This is a genomic window from Roseibium sp. MMSF_3247, from assembly GCF_030733765.1.
In the GTDB taxonomy this organism is placed as follows: Bacteria; Pseudomonadota; Alphaproteobacteria; order Rhizobiales; family Stappiaceae; genus Roseibium.
This window is the reverse complement of the sequence record NZ_JASHII010000007.1, coordinates 209921-226231: the sequence shown is the minus strand read 5'-3', so window position 1 is coordinate 226231 and position 16311 is coordinate 209921. Positions and strand designations below refer to the sequence as shown.

Here is a 16311-nt window from a genome sequence, read left to right as displayed (position 1 = left end):
CCCCCGGAGATTGACTTGGCATATCTGGCCAAAATTGCCCCTGCGCTTTTTGTTCTTCTATGGTCGACCGGTTTTATCGGTTCAAAGCTGGGCGCGCCGTACATCGAACCAATGGCTTTCCTGACGGTCCGGTTCGCTGCGGTCCTGCCCATTTTGTTCATTCTCGGTCTGTTTTGGGTGAAATCCTGGCCGAATGACAAAAAGGCAATTGGCCACTGCATCGTGACCGGCATGCTGGTCCACGGAATCTACCTGGGCGGCGTTTTCTGGGCCATCAAGCAAGGCATGCCTGCTGGAGCTTCAGCCATTATCGTCGGATTGCAGCCGGTTCTAACCGCGATTTTTGCAGTTGGTATGATCGGAGAAGTGATCAGTCGCAAACACTGGATCAGTATGGCGATTGGCCTGAGCGGCCTCGGTCTTGTGCTTGGACCCAGGTTTGATCTAGCCGGGTCTGGCATCACACTCGTTACGATCAGTGTTGTCTTCTTTTCTGTTATCGCAATCAGTGTTGGCACGGTTTATCAAAAGCGCTTCGTACCCAACACCGATCTTCTGGCAGCGACCTTCTGGCAATATGTCGGCGCCCTTTTGGTCACAACACCACTCAGCCTTTTCGAGACTTGGCAAATCACGTGGTCGGGCGAGTTGATCGTAGCGCTTGCCTGGCTTGTTTTGGTGCTGTCGATCGGCGCGATCATGTTGTTGATGCTGCTCATCCGCCAAGGCGCGGTTTCGCAAGTGGCGAGCCTGTTTTACCTCGTGCCGGTCGCAACAGCCATTGAGAGCTACTTCCTGTTTGGAGAAACCCTCTCAATGATCCAGATCGCTGGCATGGCTTTGGTGGTCGGCGCGGTCTTGATGATCCGCGCGGCTCCTAAACGGACCTAAGCCTGCTGCTGCCGACCCAATTGACGATCGCGGAAGGCACGTTGCCGCGCGATCGCGGCATTGAGCTCGCCGCCCAAGATGAAGGCGAGCGAGCAGATATATAGGAAAATAAGCGCGGTCATGATCCCCGCCAGGCCGCCATATGTTGAGACATAATTGGCAAACCGGGCGAGATACGCCCCGAAGGCACTGCCTGAAACGATCCACAAGAGCAGCGTGGCAATCACGCCCGGCCAGATGTCTGAAAACGACCGCTTTCCAGAGGGCAGCAACCAGTGCGTCATGAAAAGCCCGACAATCAACAATGACCCGGCCAGCGTGTAGCGGGCAATGTTGATCGACAACAGAAATGTTTCGACCTGAGGCACAAATCCTCTGAGAGCCTCGATCCCAAGCGGCGCAAGAACGACAAGAAACGTATAGGCCAGCAGGATCACCGCGCCCAGGATCACAAGAGCCAGCGATTGAATGCGCAACAGGATAAAGGACCGCTTTTCAACCTGCCGGTAGGCCCGGTTCAGCGCCGTTCTAAGCGCCTCGACCCCATTGGATGCAAACCACAATGCGGCCACCGCACCAAAGGTGAGTAAGTCACTGCGGGGTACCGTCAGTACATTTTCGATTTCACGGACCACAGGGGCCGCAACAGTTTTCGGCCAGGCGTCGAACACAAGTTCAGACACCGTGTCTGCCGCACCGACCATTCCAAAAAAACCCGCAAGTGACGCAATGAAGATCAGCAAAGGGAAAATCGCGAGCAGGCCGGACAACGCCACATGGCTGGCCATTGCAAAGCCGTCATCACGTGAAAAATGACCGATTGCATCTTTCAGCACAGCAAAAGACGCCTTGGCAAAAAGGTAAAGACTCATAGGTTTCATGTTGCTTGGCCGGGAGCTGTCGTCAAGTCTGTGCCCTCGTTATGACAGCCCCCTTCGAAAGACCAACAAGATTTGGCTCGACAAAGCACGGTGTGCGACGCAACATAGCTTCAAGAAAACGCGCGCGCGCGCAACAAATGAAAACGGAGATACCAATGTCCACCGCAGCCATGAAGGCCGCAGAAATGCAGCCGACTCTATCTGAGCGAACCAACGCGATCGTCCATAAATTGGACGGTCTCCTTGATCTCGCAGCGCAGCGTGTGCGCGAGCTCGTCACGGTGGACGGGCGGATTTCTTCCAGCCGGATGGAAGAAGAACAACGCGCAACACACGGGCTGGCATGGCTTGCAACATATGTCGAAGCGCTCCGCCAGCTTGATGCCTATGCACAGCGGTTGTACGAGAGCGGTCGCTACGGCGATCTGGAAGACAAGATCGTTCAGCTCGGCTTTGCGGAATACGTGGCGCAGATTTTCGGCGGCATCCCGATGAACCAGGGGGAATTCGTCCGCCTTGCCGATCTTGGCATTTCCGATGACGAGGCCCGCTCGTTCCGGACCGCAGACATGGATGCCGTCATTGCGACAGGCAACACCATTGAAGTTCGCGAAGGTCTCACGGAGCTGATCCGGGCTCAGGCAGGACAGTCGACTTTCGGCGATGGCGGTCTCGATGAAACCATGGAGCAGATCCGCAACGAAATGCGGAAGTTTGCTGAAGACACTGTCGTGCCCAATGCTCATGAGTGGCATTTGAAAAACGAATACATTCCGCTCGAAGTCGTCAGCCAGATGTCGGAACTCGGCGTTTTCGGTCTGACGATCCCAGAGGAATATGGCGGTCTCGGCCTCGGTAAAGAAGCAATGTGTGTTGTTTCCGAGGAGCTCTCGCGCGCTTACATCGGCGTCGGCTCGCTTGGTACTCGGTCGGAAATCGCCGCTGAACTCATCCTGTGTGGCGGCACCCAGGAGCAGAAAGAGTATTGGCTTCCGAAAATCGCCTCCGGCGAAATCCTGCCGACCGCCGTCTTTACCGAACCGAATACCGGCTCAGACCTTGCCTCGCTCAAGACACGGGCGGTGAAGGACGGCGACACCTGGAAGATATCGGGCAACAAGACCTGGATCACCCATCCGGTGCGCGCAGACATCATGACCCTCTTGGCCCGAACCAATCCGTCTGAACCCGGATACAAGGGCTTGTCGATGTTTATTGCCGAAAAGCCGCGCGGAACGGATGAAGATCCATTCCCGGCAGACGGCATGACCGGCGGCGAGATCGAGGTTCTTGGCTATCGCGGCATGAAGGAATACGAGATCGCCTTCGATGATTTCGAAGTAAAGTCGGAAAACCTGCTGGGTCAGGTTGAAGGCGAAGGTTTCAAACAGCTGATGCAGACATTTGAGGGCGCCCGAATCCAGACCGCTGCCCGCGCCATTGGTGTTGCGCAATCCGCACTGGATATCGGACTGCGCTACGCAGAGGATCGCGTTCAGTTCGGCAAGGCGTTGATTAGTTTCCCGCGCGTTTCCGACAAGCTCGCACTCATGGCGACCGAGACCATGATTGCCCGTCAGCTGACGTATTTCTCCTCCTGGCAGAAAGATTCCGGCAAGCGCTGCGACCTGGAAGCTGGCATGGCCAAACTGCTTGGGGCCCGTGTCGCGTGGGCCGCTGCGGACAACGCACTGCAGATCCATGGCGGTAATGGCTTCGCTCTTGAATACGCCATCTCCCGCGTGCTGTGCGATGCAAGGATCCTGAACATCTTTGAAGGTGCAGCCGAGATCCAGGCACAAGTTATCGCCCGCCGATTGCTGGAAACCCGCGGCAACGCATGATCAAACAATAGGGCGCCAATCGGCGCCCTTTTTCTATTCAACCGTGATCGTGATCCGCTCGGACATTACTGGCGGGTTGTGTGGGATGTGACTCCAGTCGCCCAAAACCAGCTGCAGCGTGTGTTCGCCGGGCGCCAACTCAACTGTGGTTTCGGTCTGCCCGCCACCAAAGTGTTTGTGATTGTCATCGGCCGGGATGGCTTCGTTGAGTTCTTCGCCTTCAATCGTTTCATCGATAATCAAATGGTGATGGCCGGTTTTTTCTTTTTCAATACCGGCCGGCGCCACGCCCATTCCGGTCAAGCCGAACTGGATAAAGACCGGGCCTTTGACACTGTCACCGTCCTTCAAATTGATGAAATAGACCTTCGCACCGTCCGGGGATGGGGTTTCACCGGCATTTGCCGAAACCGCTAATGGCAAGACGAGACACAAAGCCATCGCAGAAGATTGAAAATATGATCTCATAACGATCCTCCCGTTAAAGAAACGCCCCTCAGCCTAAACATTACGCTTCTCATCACTGATGAAAGTGACAATAATCACACAAAGATGCCAGGAACGCTTGGTAAACTTTATTTGTAATTCTGGCTCACATGCCCATATCATTTGTATGCCGCGAACAGGAATTACGTTGAAATGACCTCCTCATCCCCATTTGAAGATCTGGGATTCGACCCGGAAATTCTCGGACCGGAAGAGGAACAAAATGAAACGGTCCGTCAGAAACTGTTAAAAACAGCCCGGAAGGCGGCGCGCCAAGTTCCGTTTATGGAAGATGTTGTCGCCGGGTACTATTGCGCGCTTGATCCTGCCACGCCGACAAAGGTGCGCGGGACCTTGCTTGCTGCTTTGGCCTATTTTGTTTTACCGCTCGACGTGGTGCCGGATTTCATCCTGGGCGTCGGGTTTGGAGATGATGCAACGGTGCTGATGGCAGCGATTTCGATGATCCGGGCCCATATTCGGCCGGACCATTACCAGGCCGCCAAAGATGCTTTGGAGGACGGAGAACTATAAGTCTTCGTCCGTTGCTTTCTCGTCATGCGGTAGACCTTTTGTCCGCGGAAGCCAGCTCCCGGCGGTCCGTCCTGCAATGATCCAGTAAACAGCCCCGGATACGAAGCCGGCTGCCAGCACGACTGGACTACCGGGCCTTAACCCAGCGTCCGTTGTCCCATCAAGAGTCCAGAGTAGAAAGGCGATGGCACCGGCGCTTGCAACATGAAAAACAATCCCTGACAACCGCGCGATTTCGGAAACCAGGATGACACAAACTGCAGGGACGAACGCAACAGCGCCCAGGACGCTCGCAGTGACAAACGCCGTTCCGATCATGGCCGCAAACGCAGCGGGATCGGCCTGCGGAGATCCAGGCTGAAACAGCCCCCAGGACAAAAACAATCCGCAGGCGATAACGGCTATGACAAAGCCCACGATGATTTTGATGAGCTGCCAGATGAACAACGTTCCGTTCAATCGGATCTCCTGCTTCGGCAATGGAGGGTCAAATTGGCGCCCGGACCATCCAATTGCAAGACGCCACTGATTTACAGCGTCGAGCAAGATTGAAAATGTAACAAGGTCGCACGCCGCTCAAAAAAGATCTGTCAAAGGCCCAAGATCGGTGTTTTTGGTTGACTTTTTGGGCGTTTGGCACGAGCTTGGGGCTTGGCGTTCGAGAAGACGCGGCGAGACCCTTGGAGCGAACGTTCCGGGGCCGCTTGCGTATAAACAACGGCTTGAAAGCCAATTAAACTGAAACCGCAGAGGAGTTTGCGACCATTCGCCGTCCGTTCCGCGCCCCGCCTCCCACTAAGGAAGGCCCGCGCACAAACCAAGAAATTCGCGTTCGCGAAGTCCAGCTTATTGACCACGAAGGCGCCAACCGCGGCGTAATATCGACCGAAGAGGCGATGGATATCGCCATGGATGCCGGTCTGGATCTTGTAGAAATCCAGCCGAATGCCAATCCGCCGGTCTGCAAAATTCTGGACTACGGCCGATACAAATATCAGGCACAGAAGAAAGCTGCAGAAGCCCGCAAAAAGCAGAAGACCGTCGAGATCAAGGAGATCAAGATGCGTCCGAACATCGACACCCATGATTATGAGGTGAAGATGAAAAACATGCTGCGCTTCTTCAACGACGGCGACAAGGTGAAGGTCACGCTCCGTTTCAGGGGCCGCGAAATGGCGCACCAGGATCTCGGCATGAAGCTTTTGCACAAGGTTCGTGATGAGACCTCGGAGATTGCCAAGGTGGAATCCCATCCGAAGCTGGAAGGCCGCCAAATGGTTATGGTCTTGGCTCCGATTAAGTAAGCGACCTGTCAGAAACGTTGCAGAACCCCGCCAATCGGCGGGGTTTTTTGTTGCCCATCATGGCGGGCAAAATGTTTGCGAAAGGCGTTTGGAGTGAGCCCCGTCAGTTTTGTGAAGAGCCGACTGAAAGACGGTGGATCCTGATAACCGACGGCAAAGCAAATTTCCGATACAGTCCGGCCCGTTTCGATTAGCAAACCCCTTGCCCGCTCTATACGCAACTCTTGCAAGTATCCATTGGGCGTCATCCCTGTCGCAGCCTTGAACCGGCGCAAAAACGTGCGATCCGGCAGCCCGGAAGCGCTGGCAATTTCCTTAACGCTCAGGACATCTGCATATCGCGCGTCGATCAGGTGTTGTGATTTTAAGATAGCCGCATCGCCATGCCGTAGATGCGGTGAGAAACGCCTGAACCGGCGCTGGTCCCGGCGGCGCATGTCGACGATGAAATAGCCAGCCGTGCGTGCGGCAACGATGTACCCGAGAAACCGTTCGATGACCACCAGACCAAGATCAACCCAGGCCATCAAACCACCGGCCGTGATGAGGTCGCTGTATTCGATCAACAATTGATCGGTATTGAAGGACATGTCGGGGTAGCGCTTGGACAGTCTCTGCTCCAGCCCCCAATGCGTGGTTACCGGCCGTCCGGCAGCAATTCCGGCTTCTGCGACAAAGGTAACCCCGGTGCAGGCTGAACAGACAACCGCACCCTTCCCGTGCTGGTAAGCCGTGTATCCTGGCAATTCCGGCACATCGGCTGCACGCACTTCCGCCGCAGAGGGCGGCAGGATCAGTGCGTCGAACGAACGGCCTCCCGGCACAAAGGTCGAGATCGTTTCAACGGCAACCGAATGCTCCGAAATACTTGCGGCATACCCAAGCACATCCTGAAGCCCCAGGACGGCCGATTGAAGACATCCCGGATAAGCCAAAATCGCCAAACTGTAGGAGCGTGCCACCATCTGGCGTATCTAGCACAAGATTTGTCATTTGCGCCAATCGCACCCATCGGCGCCTATTCTATGTTCGAGGACAATGGAAATTCATGGAGCCCTCATGTCTAATGCTAGCACCACAAGCCCTCTGAACGTCGGCGACATCGCCATCACGCCACTTACAGATGGCCACCTCGATATTCCTGCCGCCTATTTCTCCAATGCAAGCGATGAAGAGATCCAGGCGGTCAGTCCGACCACCCGATTTGGCGCAACATGCTGGCTGATCGAAACTGGACCCAAAAAAGTCCTCGTGGATGCCGGGTCCGGAACTTGGCTAAAAGCGCGTTTTCCCGAGACCGGATTCATCACGGCATCGGGGTCTTCCCTAATAAGCGCGGCCAACGACATCACAGACATCATTCTGACTCACATGCATGCCGACCACATCGGCGGCCTGGTTGCGGACGGTCAAAGCTTGTTTCCTAATGCAACTGTCCACCTTCAAAACAGCGAGTGGGCGTTCTGGACCGACGAAAACCTGGTGGAGGCCGTACCGGAGGACAAAAGACCCATCGTCCAACTGATCCAGTCCTTGGCACGCCCAATCGCCTCCCAAATCAAACTTCATGACGGGGATGCGGACCTGGAAAATGGAATTCATGTCACGAGTGCCCCCGGACACACGCCCGGCCATCAGGTCGTCAGGATCTCAAGTGGCGGCAAACAGGTGATGCTGCTGGGGGATGCCCTGGTGTCCGGCGTTCTGCAGTTTGCTAATCCTGACGTCCACTATGCGTTGGACAGCGCGCCTGAGACAGCGGCAGCAACCCGGAATACTCTATTTGCCGAACTCGCCGCCGAGCAGATCCCTTTCGCGGCAACCCATCTTGAGGCCCCGGACTTCGGCACACTGACAGCAACCGGCAGCGGCGGATATCACTTCGAGCCTTTGGCTTAGGTGCTCTGGCTGAGAGACACCCAACCACCGTCCTTTGCGGATTGAAACAACGCATCCAGAACTGCCATGTTCTGGATTGCGTCCTCCACCCCAAAAGAAAGGGGTACTTCACCAAGAATGGCACGGCCGAAGACATCTGCCATTTCGGCATACTGATCGCAAGGCGCGATGTTCTCGGTCACCGCGGACCCATCTCCGAGCTTTGACCCGTCATCGAGCCTCAATTCGGTTGCCCCCCCTTGCGGCGCGTTGACGGGAATAAGAAGTTCGAGCCGCTTCTTCGTTCCAACAAGCTGGAAACGCTGGTGCGGCGTCAATTGGGTGGACACGGTGAAACTCAAATGACGGCCCTGCCCGAAGTCCAGCATGGCACTCGTTGTCCGGTCAGTTCCGAATTCCGGATCCCGGTCGATCAGCGCAACAACACGTTGCGGCTCAGCGTCAAAGAAATACCGGCCGGCCAGCATCGTGTAGCACCCGATATCGAGCAGCGCGCCACCGCCGATTTCGGCATTGTTTCGGATGTTCGCCGGGTCCGCGTTGAAATAGCTGAAGAACCCCTGGATCGCTTTCAACTCGCCCAATTCTCCAGACCGGACCAGATCACAGGCTCTGATCCATTGCGGATGGGCGCGTACCATAAAGGCTTCCGCAATTAGTCGATCTTCCTGCGCACGCAGAAGCTGACGTGCCTCGTCCGCGTTGAGCGCAATCGGCTTCTCGCACAGGACATGTTTTCCGGCAGCTGCCGCCTGCAGGGTCAAAGGCACATGCAAATGGTTCGGCAGCGGATTGTAGATCGCATCGATATCCGGATCGGCCAGAAGGTCCTCGTAGGTCCCATAGGCTTTGGGAATTCCTAGCTGATCGGCCGCATCTTGGGCACGCTCGAGGCCGCGGGAAGCAATAGCAGCAACATATCCGGTCTGGGACGATTTTATCCCAGGAATGACCTTCTCCCGGCCAATTTTTGCCGTTGACAGAACGCCCCACCGGATTTGCTTCGTGCCGCTCATGTTTATCTCCTGCAACTCAAACAAAAATCCCGGCCAATGGCCGGGATTGCCAATTTCTTCTACCAAAACAATCAGTATTTATCAGGCACGTAAAGGTGTTCCGGCAGCACTTTACGCTCGTAGTCCGGATTAAACCGGCGTTCCGGCAGGGTAATCGGATCATGCGGTACGTCTTCGTACGGTAACATCGACAAGAGATGGCTGATGCAGTTGAGGCGGGCCTGCTTCTTGTCGTTCCCTTCCACGATGAACCACGGCGCTTCGGGAATGTTGGTCCGCTCGAACGTCTCTTCCTTGGCCTTGGTATAGTCTTCCCAACGCACGCGGGATTCCAGATCCATCGGCGACAGCTTCCACTGCTTCAACGGATCATGAATGCGCATCAGAAAGCGCAGCTGCTGCTCTTCATCGGTGATGGAGAACCAGTATTTGATCAGCCGGATGCCGGATCGGACCAGCATGCGCTCAAATTCCGGAACGTCGTTGAAAAATTCCTCGACCTGATCTTCTGACGCGAACCCCATCACGCGTTCAACGCCTGACCGGTTGTACCAGGAGCGATCGAACAGCACCATCTCACCAGCCGCCGGCAGATGCGGCACATAACGCTGAAAATACCACTGGCTCTTTTCGCGGTCTGACGGCGCCGGCAAGGCAACAACACGGGCAACCCGCGGGTTAAGGCGCTGCATGATCCGCTTGATCACACCGCCTTTGCCAGCAGCATCCCGGCCTTCGAATATGACGACGATCTTTTCGCCGGTATGCTGAACCCAGTCTTGCAGCTTCACCAGCTCTGCCTGGAGCATCAACAGCTCGTGGAAATAGGTTTTCCGGTCGAGGGGGGATTTGTGCTTCTTATCAGCAATGTACTGAAGATCCTTGGCGATCAGGAAATCATCGATTTCCATCTCGAGTTCTTCATCCATGCTGTCGGCCCACTCGTTTTCCACCCAGGTCTTGGCGTCCTCACTCATCCGACTGTTCCTTATGCATAATATAAACGCGTCTCACCTGCACTGAGAGCCCGAAATCCATGACAGGAGTTTGACACTAGCGTCAGTCGATGAACCGTCGCAATGCGCTCCCTCAAAGTCCATACCTCGGAATCCACTTGCTAAATGAATGAACGTTCATTAATATGACGCAAGTGGAGGAGACGTCATGGCGCTATCAGCACGCCCGCAGCCGCGGCAACGCGGCCTGGAAACTGCAGAAAAGGTTCGAAAAGCGGCCCTGCGGCTCTTTGCGGCGTCAGGATACGCAGCCGTATCCATGCGGGACATCGCAACCCAGGTCGGCGTTCAGCCGGGTGCGCTCTACAATCACTTCCCCACCAAGCAGCACATATTGAAAGACTTGATGCTGAGCCACATGGCCGACTTGCTGGCGGCTTGGGACACTGCAGATTTCCCGGATGAAACCGACCCGATCGAACGCTTTGTGCGATTTCACATCCGGTATCACCTGGAACGCGCAGATGAAGTCTTCATCGCCTATATGGAATTGCGCAGCCTTGATGCCGAGAACTTCGCGATCGTCGAGGCCGAGCGCCGGCGCTATGAAACCATTCTGACAGAGATCTTGAGCGAAGGCGCAGCAAGCGGCCGCTATCACATCGACAACGCCAAAGTTACGACCCGCGCGATCATCGCCATGTTGACCGGTATTCCGGCTTGGTACCGACCCGGCGGCGATCTGTCGAAAGAAGAGATCGAAACGCTTTACCTGAACATGGTGCGCAAAAGCATCGCCCCAGAAACGAACGATAATCCTGGCAATCCAGACACCGGAGACCGGATGGCATGAGCATCCTCAAATCGAGCCTATCGCCCAAGAGCGCCGAGTTCACCGCCAACAAGGCCGCGCATGAAGACGCCATGGCGCAAATCAAGGCCGCTGCACAAACAGCACTGGACGGCGGCGGAGAAACCGCCCGTGAGCGCCATGTCTCCCGCGGCAAGATCCTGCCGCGCGAACGTGTCTCGCGTTTGCTGGATCCGGGCTCGCCGTTTCTGGAAGTCGGCATGCTGGCCGCCCACGACATGTATGATGGCGCAGCACCGTCGGCCGGTATGATTGCGGGTATTGGCCGGGTCGAGGGACAGGACGTCATGATCCTGGCCAATGACGCAACGGTCAAAGGCGGCACCTACTATCCACTGTCCGTGAAGAAGCACCTGCGCGCCCAGGAAATCGCCGAGCAGAACAACCTGCCATGCGTCTATCTGGTCGACAGCGGCGGTGCCAACCTGCCCAACCAGGACGAGGTGTTCCCGGACCGTGACCACTTTGGCCGGATCTTCTACAACCAGGCCAACATGTCGGCGAAAGGCATTGCCCAGATCGCGGTCGTGATGGGCTCCTGCACGGCGGGCGGCGCCTATGTTCCGGCCATGTCGGACGAAACCATCATCGTCAAGAACCAGGGCACCATTTTCCTTGCCGGTCCGCCACTGGTGAAAGCGGCCACCGGGGAAGAAGTCTCCGCGGAGGACCTTGGCGGCGGTGACGTCCATACCCGCCTGTCCGGCGTTGCCGATCACCTTGCGCGTGATGACGCGCATGCGCTTGCCATTGCTCGCCGGTCCATCGCCAGCCTGAACCGTACCAAGGCCTCGCAGCTTGCGCTGCAGACGCCCGAAGATCCGCTCTATGATCCGGAGGAAATTCTCGGCGTCGTCCCGGCGGATTTGAAGACCCCCTACGACATTCGCGAAGTCATTGCCCGCGTGGTTGACGGCTCAAGGTTCGACGAGTTCAAAGCCCGTTATGGCACCACGCTGGTCTGCGGCTTTGCCCATATTCACGGCATGCCGGTCGGCATCATCGCCAACAACGGCGTTCTCTTCTCCGAAAGCGCGGTCAAGGGCGCGCATTTCGTCGAACTCTGCTCCCAGCGTAAGGTCCCTCTGGTGTTCCTGCAGAACATCACTGGCTTTATGGTCGGCCAGAAATACGAAAGTGGCGGGATCGCGAAGGACGGTGCCAAGCTGGTAACCGCCGTTGCCACGACGAAGGTACCGAAAATCACGATGCTGGTCGGCGGGTCTTTTGGTGCCGGCAACTACGGCATGTGTGGCCGGGCCTATTCGCCGCGTTTCCTGTGGACCTGGCCGAACTCGCGCATCTCTGTCATGGGCGGGGAACAGGCCGCCGGCGTTCTGGCAACTGTTCGCCGCGACGGTATCGAGCGCAAGGGCGGCAGCTGGTCCAAGGAAGACGAAGCCGAATTCAAACAGCCGATCATCAACCAGTTCGAGGAACAGGGTCACCCGCTCTATGCCTCAGCCCGGCTTTGGGATGACGGCATCATCGATCCGCGTAAAACCCGCGACATTCTGGGTCTTTCTTTGTCGGCGTCCCTGAACGCCCCGATCGAAGACACCAAATTTGGCCTGTTCCGGATGTGATGTGATGACCTTGGAAGAACTCAAAAAGAAATATCCGGGGGCAGAAACCTTCAAGTTCGGCGACGGACCCGAACTCAGCAGTTTTCTGATCGGCTTGGTCCGCGCAGGTAAAAAGACCGCGACGTGCGGTGCTTTGCGCGACTTTGCAGACGGCGGCGAAGCGATGCCCGAAGTCGGACGCACGGATATCGTTCTCAACTGGGACGGGTCTCCGGCCCTCGTCGTTGAAACGCTCGAACTGACCCAAACCCGTTTTTGCGATGTGTTGGCGGACTTTGCACTTGCAGAAGGTGAGAACGACACACTCGAAGGCTGGCAAAAAGACCACCAGAGCTATTTCGAGCGCAATGGCGGCTTTGATCCGGAAATGATGCTCGTGTGCGAACGATTCAAAGTGGTTGAAGACCTTAAGACGGAAGGCATCTGACAATGTTTAAGAAAATCCTCATTGCCAACCGTGGTGAAATCGCCTGCCGGGTCATGGAAACAGCCCGCGAACTCGGCGTTAAAACCGTAGCCGTCTATTCCGACGCCGATGCAAACGCCAAACATGTTGCAATGGCCGACGAAGCGTACCGCATCGGTCCGGCTCCGGTCTCCGAGAGCTATCTGCAGATCGCCAAGATCATCGAGGTCTGCAAACAAAGCGGCGCAGAGGCGGTCCACCCGGGATACGGCTTCCTGTCGGAAAACCCGGACTTCGTGGACGCCCTGGACGCAGCCGGGATCATATTCATCGGTCCGAGCGCGGATGCCATCCGCGCCATGGGCCTGAAGGACGCCGCCAAGGCACTGATGGAAAAGGCCGGCGTTCCGGTCGTGCCGGGCTACCACCGGGAGACCCAGGATCCGGGCTTTCTGCAAATCCAGGCCGGCAAGATCGGCTATCCGGTCCTGATCAAGGCCCGCGCCGGTGGCGGCGGCAAAGGTATGCGCAAGGTTGAACGGGCGGAAGACTTTATCTCCGCGCTCAAGTCCGCCCAGCGCGAAGGCGAGGCAAGCTTTGGTGATGGCCGGGTCCTCATTGAGAAATATGTCGCCAAGCCGCGGCACATCGAAATCCAGGTCTTCGGCGACAATCATGGCAATGCCGTGCATCTGTTTGAGCGCGACTGCTCGCTGCAAAGGCGCCACCAAAAGGTCATTGAGGAGGCTCCGGCCCCCGGTATGCCGGAAGAGATGCGCACGGCCATGGGTGAGGCGGCCGTTAAGGCGGCCAAGGCGATCAACTATTCCGGTGCCGGCACCATCGAATTCATCGTTGACGTCTCCGAAGGTCTGCGCGCCGACCGCTTCTATTTCATGGAGATGAACACCCGTCTGCAAGTTGAGCACCCGGTAACAGAGCTGATCACCGGACAGGACCTCGTCGAGTGGCAGCTGCGTGTTGCCTCCGGAGAGCCCCTGCCAAAGTCGCAAGAAGATCTTTCGATCAACGGTTGGGCTTTTGAGGCCCGCCTTTATGCGGAAGATGCACCGAAAGGCTTCTTGCCTGCGATTGGCACATTGGAGCACCTCGTTCTTCCAGAAACCCAGGCCCGCGTCGACAGTGGTGTCCGAGCAGGAGACGAGATTTCCCCCTTCTATGATCCAATGATCGCGAAGGTGATCGTGCACGGCCCGTCCCGTGATGCCGCGCTTGGCAAGTTGCTCGCCAGCCTGGAGGCCACCGAGGTTGCCGGGTGTGTCACCAACGCCGGGTTCCTGGCAGCGCTTTGCCGCCACGAAGGCTTTGCCAAGGGCGATGTCGACACCGGCCTGATCGACCGCGATCTGGAAAGCCTGATCGCCGAACCGGAGATTCCGGAAGACGCAATCGCGCTTGCCGCGCTGACCGCGCTTGGCCTTACCAGTCCAGCAGAGGGCAACGATCCGTTCGAAACACTCGCTGGATGGCGAATCTGGAGTGCCTCACGTCAGTTCGCGCTTCTCGAAATTGCCGGTGAGCGCAGGGATGTTGAGGTTCACGCCCAGGGCCAAAACAAGTTCACCGTGCATCTCAGCAGCGGCCCGAAGGATTTCACCCTGGTGCAGGTGGATGGCAGCACCATCACGTATGACAGCAACGGCCACCGGGCTTCCGGTTCCGTGGTTCACGATGGCAAGGGACTTACGGTCTTCATGTCCGGCCATGCCTTCACGGTTGGACTGCCGGACGCGCTGAGCTCTGATGAGGAAGCTGCCGGTGCGGGCGATCAGCTGATTGCCCCAATGCCAGGCCTTGTCAAAATGCTAAACGCCAAGGCCGGCGATGCGGTCACCAAGGATCAGCCCTTGATCATTCTGGAAGCCATGAAAATGGAACACACGCTGAAAGCCCCGCGCGATGGGGTCATTGGTGAAGTGATGGTCAATGAGGGCGAACAGGTGACCGACGGAACGATCCTTCTGGTTCTTGCGGAGGAAGCCGATGCTGCTGCCTGAGGCAAAAACCTACAAGGAGCTGACCGAGAGGTTTTCGTGGCCGATCCCGGAACGGTTCAACATCGGTGTCGCGATTTGTGACGCCTGGGCCGACAAGGAACCGCGCCGCGAAGCTCTGGTTTATGCTGAAGAAGGCCAACCCGCTCACAGCTATTCCTATGGCGCGTTGAAACGGCTTTCCAATCAGCTGGCCAACCTCCTGAAGAGCCGGGGCATTCAGCAGGGTGACCGGATCGGCATCTTGATGCCGCAGCGCCCGGAAACAGCCTTTGCTCATATCGCAGCGCTGAAACTCGGCGGGATTTCCATCCCGCTGTTCGTCCTCTTCGGCGAAGAAGCCCTGGAATACCGGCTCAAGGATTCTGGTGCCAAGGCCGTCATTACGGATGAAAGCGGTGCGGCGAAGCTTGAAAAAGTCCACGGCAGCTTGCCCGAACTGACAACCGTCTTTTGTGCAGATGGCGCGCACCATGGCGCTGATGATCTTTGGGCCTCAATGGAAGGTCACGAAGAGACCTTCGAACCCGTCGACACGCAGCCAGATGACCCGGCCATCATCATCTACACCTCAGGTACGACCGGGCAGCCAAAGGGCGCACTCCACGGGCACCGGGTTTTGCTCGGACACCTTCCCGGGGTTGAGATGAGTCATGACTTTCTCGGTCAGCCAGAGGACCGCATCTGGACACCTGCGGACTGGGCCTGGATTGGCGGCCTGCTGGACGTGCTGATGCCGGCGCTTTATCTCGGTGTCCCGGTCGTGGCCTGCCGTTTCAAGAAGTTCACGGCGGAAGCGGCCTTCCAGCTGCTACAAGACCAAAATATCCGCAACGCTTTCATCCCACCAACGGCGTTGAAGATGATGCGCCAGCTCGATGCCCCGGAAGACCGCTGGCAGTTGAATTTGCGAACTGTCGCCTCCGGCGGCGAAACCCTCGGTGCCGAGCTCATCGACTGGGGCCGCAAAACCTTCGGCCGGACAATCAACGAGTTCTACGGCCAGACCGAATGCAACATGATCGTTTCAAGCTGCTCTGAAATCATGGACGCACGTCCCGGCATCATGGGCAAGGCTGTGCCCGGGCACGAGCTGGCCATTGTCAATGATGCCGGTGAGGTTCTGCCATCCGGAACCTTCGGCAATATCGCCGTTAAACAGCCCGATCCAGTCATGTTCTTAAAATACTGGAACAACGAGGCCGCCACGCAGAAGAAATTCGCCGGTGACTGGCTGCTGACGGGCGACACGGGCGAGATGGATGAGGACGGCTGGATCCGTTTCGTGGGCCGGGACGATGATGTCATCACCTCCTCCGGCTACCGGATCGGGCCCGGCGAGATCGAAGACTGCCTGATCAAGCATCCCGCCGTTGCAATGGCCGGTGTCATCGGCAAACCCGATGCCCAGCGCACCGAGATCGTCAAGGCCTACATCATCCTGAAGCAGGATGTCGAACCGTCCGACGCCTTGGCCAAGGAGATCGCCGACTTCGTCAAGATACGGCTCGCCGCCCATGAATATCCGCGCGAAATCGAGTTCGTTGACGCTCTGCCGATGACCACAACCGGCAAGGTCATCCGGCGTGAGCTCCGCGCCCGCGCGGCTGAGATTGATTAAG

Annotated in this window: 16 protein-coding genes; 10 read left to right on the top strand and 6 right to left on the bottom strand. The window is 57.1% G+C overall.

The genetic code is table 11. The features are described 5' to 3' along the window. Nucleotides 1-15 precede the first annotated feature (15 nt). Nucleotides 16-891, top strand: a complete 876-nt coding sequence (locus RBB44_RS21590) for a DMT family transporter (protein WP_306149612.1) — start codon at nt 16-18, stop codon at nt 889-891. Here RBB44_RS21590 and RBB44_RS21585 read toward each other — a convergent pair. After that, nucleotides 888-1772, bottom strand: a complete 885-nt coding sequence (locus tag RBB44_RS21585) for a YihY/virulence factor BrkB family protein (protein WP_209176111.1) — start codon at nt 1770-1772, stop codon at nt 888-890. The genes RBB44_RS21590 and RBB44_RS21585 overlap by 4 nt on opposite strands. 170 nt (nt 1773-1942) lie before the next feature. Here RBB44_RS21585 and RBB44_RS21580 point away from each other — a divergent pair, with 170 nt between their 5' ends. After that, complete coding sequence (locus RBB44_RS21580) at nt 1943-3616, top strand: acyl-CoA dehydrogenase family protein (RefSeq protein ID WP_371932312.1); 1674 nt, start codon at nt 1943-1945, stop codon at nt 3614-3616. 33 nt (nt 3617-3649) lie between these two features. Here RBB44_RS21580 and RBB44_RS21575 read toward each other — a convergent pair whose 3' ends face one another. Then, nucleotides 3650-4057 (bottom strand): DUF4399 domain-containing protein, encoded by a 408-nt coding sequence (locus tag RBB44_RS21575; protein WP_306149781.1) that lies wholly within the window; start codon nt 4055-4057, stop codon nt 3650-3652. A 198-nt stretch (nt 4058-4255) separates the two neighbouring features. Here RBB44_RS21575 and RBB44_RS21570 point away from each other — a divergent pair, with 198 nt between their 5' ends. Then, nucleotides 4256-4636, top strand: a complete 381-nt coding sequence (locus tag RBB44_RS21570; RefSeq protein ID WP_306149614.1) for a YkvA family protein — start codon at nt 4256-4258, stop codon at nt 4634-4636. Here RBB44_RS21570 and RBB44_RS21565 read toward each other — a convergent pair. Further along, complete coding sequence (locus RBB44_RS21565) at nt 4631-5095, bottom strand: translation initiation factor IF-3 (RefSeq protein WP_306149615.1); 465 nt, start codon at nt 5093-5095, stop codon at nt 4631-4633. The two genes, RBB44_RS21570 and RBB44_RS21565, sit on opposite strands and share 6 nt — an antisense overlap. A gap of 305 nt (nt 5096-5400) precedes the next feature. Here RBB44_RS21565 and infC point away from each other — a divergent pair, with 305 nt between their 5' ends. Next, entirely contained in the window at nt 5401-5940 is a 540-nt protein-coding gene (gene infC, locus RBB44_RS21560; protein WP_133952177.1) for a translation initiation factor IF-3, read from the top strand. A gap of 8 nt (nt 5941-5948) precedes the next feature. Here the strand turns inward: infC and RBB44_RS21555 are convergent, their stop codons facing one another. Further along, nucleotides 5949-6905, bottom strand: a complete 957-nt coding sequence (locus tag RBB44_RS21555) for a GlxA family transcriptional regulator (RefSeq protein WP_306149616.1) — start codon at nt 6903-6905, stop codon at nt 5949-5951. Between the two features lie 94 nt (nt 6906-6999). Here RBB44_RS21555 and RBB44_RS21550 point away from each other — a divergent pair, with 94 nt between their 5' ends. Continuing rightward, nucleotides 7000-7839, top strand: coding sequence for an MBL fold metallo-hydrolase (locus RBB44_RS21550; RefSeq protein WP_306149617.1), 840 nt, complete (start codon nt 7000-7002; stop codon nt 7837-7839). On the opposite strand, the gene RBB44_RS21545 is transcribed toward RBB44_RS21550, so the two are convergent. Together RBB44_RS21545 and ppk2 are read right to left on the bottom strand one after the other, a co-directional pair. Further along, nucleotides 7836-8855, bottom strand: a complete 1020-nt coding sequence (locus tag RBB44_RS21545) for a Gfo/Idh/MocA family protein (RefSeq protein WP_306149618.1) — start codon at nt 8853-8855, stop codon at nt 7836-7838. The two genes, RBB44_RS21550 and RBB44_RS21545, sit on opposite strands and share 4 nt — an antisense overlap. 71 nt (nt 8856-8926) lie before the next feature. Next, the gene (gene ppk2, locus RBB44_RS21540; protein ID WP_306149619.1) at nt 8927-9832 is read right to left on the bottom strand and encodes a polyphosphate kinase 2; all 906 of its coding nucleotides are present in this window, start codon (nt 9830-9832) and stop codon (nt 8927-8929) included. 187 nt (nt 9833-10019) lie between these two features. Between ppk2 and RBB44_RS21535 the strand changes: the two genes are divergently transcribed. From RBB44_RS21535 to RBB44_RS21515, 5 genes are read left to right on the top strand one after another with little or no spacing between them, the layout of a single operon-like run. After that, nucleotides 10020-10664, top strand: coding sequence for a TetR/AcrR family transcriptional regulator (locus tag RBB44_RS21535; protein ID WP_306149620.1), 645 nt, complete (start codon nt 10020-10022; stop codon nt 10662-10664). Beyond that, nucleotides 10661-12268: a carboxyl transferase domain-containing protein gene (locus tag RBB44_RS21530; protein ID WP_306149621.1), complete on the top strand. Its 1608-nt coding sequence runs from the start codon at nt 10661-10663 to the stop codon at nt 12266-12268. Before RBB44_RS21535 ends, RBB44_RS21530 begins: the two co-directional genes overlap by 4 nt. A 4-nt stretch (nt 12269-12272) precedes the next feature. Continuing rightward, complete coding sequence (locus RBB44_RS21525; protein ID WP_306149622.1) at nt 12273-12695, top strand: ASCH domain-containing protein; 423 nt, start codon at nt 12273-12275, stop codon at nt 12693-12695. A gap of 2 nt (nt 12696-12697) precedes the next feature. Next, nucleotides 12698-14692: an acetyl/propionyl/methylcrotonyl-CoA carboxylase subunit alpha gene (locus tag RBB44_RS21520; RefSeq protein ID WP_306149623.1), complete on the top strand. Its 1995-nt coding sequence runs from the start codon at nt 12698-12700 to the stop codon at nt 14690-14692. Further along, nucleotides 14679-16310, top strand: a complete 1632-nt coding sequence (locus RBB44_RS21515; protein WP_306149624.1) for an acyl-CoA synthetase — start codon at nt 14679-14681, stop codon at nt 16308-16310. The genes RBB44_RS21520 and RBB44_RS21515 overlap by 14 nt, the downstream gene beginning before the upstream one ends. Nucleotide 16311: the final 1 nt, after the last annotated feature.

What these genes read in the sequence shown, in the direction of transcription:
- RBB44_RS21545 (WP_306149618.1), bottom strand. Translation starts at nt 8,855, where the DNA reads ATGAGCGGCACGAAGCAAATCCGGTGGGGCGTTCTGTCAACGGCAAAA.
- RBB44_RS21520 (WP_306149623.1), top strand. Translation starts at nt 12,698, where the DNA reads ATGTTTAAGAAAATCCTCATTGCCAACCGTGGTGAAATCGCCTGCCGG.
- RBB44_RS21525 (WP_306149622.1), top strand. Translation starts at nt 12,273, where the DNA reads ATGACCTTGGAAGAACTCAAAAAGAAATATCCGGGGGCAGAAACCTTC.
- ppk2 (WP_306149619.1), bottom strand. Translation starts at nt 9,832, where the DNA reads ATGAGTGAGGACGCCAAGACCTGGGTGGAAAACGAGTGGGCCGACAGC.
- RBB44_RS21555 (WP_306149616.1), bottom strand. Translation starts at nt 6,905, where the DNA reads ATGGTGGCACGCTCCTACAGTTTGGCGATTTTGGCTTATCCGGGATGT.
- RBB44_RS21580 (WP_371932312.1), top strand. Translation starts at nt 1,943, where the DNA reads ATGAAGGCCGCAGAAATGCAGCCGACTCTATCTGAGCGAACCAACGCG.
- RBB44_RS21570 (WP_306149614.1), top strand. Translation starts at nt 4,256, where the DNA reads ATGACCTCCTCATCCCCATTTGAAGATCTGGGATTCGACCCGGAAATT.
- RBB44_RS21575 (WP_306149781.1), bottom strand. Translation starts at nt 4,057, where the DNA reads ATGGCTTTGTGTCTCGTCTTGCCATTAGCGGTTTCGGCAAATGCCGGT.
- RBB44_RS21585 (WP_209176111.1), bottom strand. Translation starts at nt 1,772, where the DNA reads ATGAAACCTATGAGTCTTTACCTTTTTGCCAAGGCGTCTTTTGCTGTG.
- RBB44_RS21535 (WP_306149620.1), top strand. Translation starts at nt 10,020, where the DNA reads ATGGCGCTATCAGCACGCCCGCAGCCGCGGCAACGCGGCCTGGAAACT.
- RBB44_RS21550 (WP_306149617.1), top strand. Translation starts at nt 7,000, where the DNA reads ATGTCTAATGCTAGCACCACAAGCCCTCTGAACGTCGGCGACATCGCC.
- RBB44_RS21530 (WP_306149621.1), top strand. Translation starts at nt 10,661, where the DNA reads ATGAGCATCCTCAAATCGAGCCTATCGCCCAAGAGCGCCGAGTTCACC.
- RBB44_RS21515 (WP_306149624.1), top strand. Translation starts at nt 14,679, where the DNA reads ATGCTGCTGCCTGAGGCAAAAACCTACAAGGAGCTGACCGAGAGGTTT.